Annotated in this window: 2 protein-coding genes; one reads left to right on the top strand and one right to left on the bottom strand. The window is 68.5% G+C overall.

What is annotated here, in order from left to right; all coding sequences use genetic code 11:
- Window positions 1-1,014 (bottom strand): hemin ABC transporter substrate-binding protein (locus DSP71_RS04295; RefSeq protein WP_258546252.1); only part of this gene is annotated, 1,014 nt, incomplete at its 3' end.
- Window positions 1,015-1,177: 163 nt separating this feature from the next.
- Here DSP71_RS04295 and DSP71_RS21935 point away from each other — a divergent pair.
- The coding region (locus DSP71_RS21935; RefSeq protein ID WP_220151076.1) for a hypothetical protein at window positions 1,178-1,689 on the top strand (512 nt) is incomplete at its 3' end.

Raw genomic sequence — 1,689 nt, 5'->3', positions numbered from 1 at the left:
CATGTCGATCACGCGGCGATTCGCTCCGGCGGGGGTCTCTGCCACGGCGGGGATCCGCTCGATCAGTCCGTCGATGCCGCCGACCGACTCCAGGCCGTCGGTCATCATCACGAGGACGTCGGGCTGTGCGGCGACCAGGGCTTCCGCGGTCATCGGCTTCATACCCTCCCAGCCGATCTCGGCCGCCACGTCGACACCGCCGACGGCGTCGATCAGCGAATCGGCTCCGGAGTCCTCGCCGAAGATGTAGTAGACGTTCGCGCTGCCGCGCACGTACAGGAACAGCATCCGTGCGCGTTCGGCTTCGTCGGCGGGAACGACCTCGGCGATCTCCGCGAGCGTCTCGTCGACCGATGCATCCAGCCGCTGGATGAGTGCTTCACCGCGGCTCGGCACACCGAGAGCGGCGGCGATCTCGGTCACCAGCTCGTCGGTGGTGTCGAGTCGCCGGTCGCTGGAGATCACGACGACCGCGATTCCCGCGTCGCGCAACTGCTGACGCACCTCCTTCGGGCCGATCGTGGTGTCGGTGAGGACCACGGTCGGGGCCAGCTCGAGGATCGCCTCGGCATTGAGCGTGTGACCGGTCTTCGTCACGACGGGAAGGTCTTCGGTACCGGCGAAGACGGTGGAGGCGTCGCGACCGACGACCTGATCGCCGAGGCCGAGCGCGAACACGGTCGATGCGATCGTGCCCGAGATGTCGATCGGGAGGATGCGGTCGACGTCGCTGATCTCGACCTCGTGGCCCTCGCTGTCGGTCACGGTCACAGGCAGCTTCGGAGCGCTGTCGTCGTCGACGGGCTCGATCGCGTGACTCGACAGGCAGGCGGTCGAGGGGCCTTCGTGCGTGCGCACGTCGTCGATGAGGTCAAGCGAGGCGAGCGGGACGGATGCCTGCGGGCAGTCGTCATCGGCGACGGAGGCCGGTGCCGCGGTGGCCTCCGGTTCTGCGCAGGCGGTGAGCCCGAGGGCGAGAACGGCGACGAAGAGGAGGGCGGGAACTCGACGCATTAGGCAAGGCTATCCTAAAACTTGACGCGCGATGATCCGCACCTCTACGCTCGGGACCGGCGGCTTGCTTAGCTAAGCCTAACCAAAACTCCTTCCTCGCCCGACTGCATTGCGGCACCGCCGGCGCGCCTGCTTCTCGGTGCGCCCGGAGCCGTGGAGAACCGTGAACACCACAGCCCCCGCACCCTCGGTGAGCACCCGCATACGCGTGCTGCTCGCCGCTTTCGTCTCCCTTCTCCTCGTCGCCGCCGGCGCGGTGATCGTCCCGCCAGCGCATGCCGCCGGCGCTGCGGTCACCGCGACGGTCGCGTCGGCAACCACCTCCGGCGTGAGCGTGCAAGTGCAGGCCGCCGGCCTGCCCGAGGTCGAAGGCACGTACGCCGCGCTGATCATGAAGGGCACGGAGTCGGGACTCAGCGGCGGGGGCGGGTATGCCGCGTTCGTGATGCCGACCGTCGCCGCCGGCGCGAGCTCGTTCACGCTCGATGCACCGGCCGGATCGCTGGATCGGACGAAGTCCTACGAGGTGCTCGTGTGGCAGAAGCACTCGAACCCCAGCGACGCCACCATCTACGGTCGCGGCGATGTCGTCATCTCGTCCGGACAGTGGGACGCCGTGTTCGGTCCCGTGCCGACCGATCCCGGTACCGACCCTGGCACCGATCCTGGCACCGA

It is taken from the genome of Microbacterium sp. H6 (assembly GCF_003314775.1).
Lineage (GTDB): Bacteria > Actinomycetota > Actinomycetes > Actinomycetales > Microbacteriaceae > Microbacterium > Microbacterium oxydans.
This window is presented reverse-complemented; position numbering and strand designations above follow the sequence as displayed.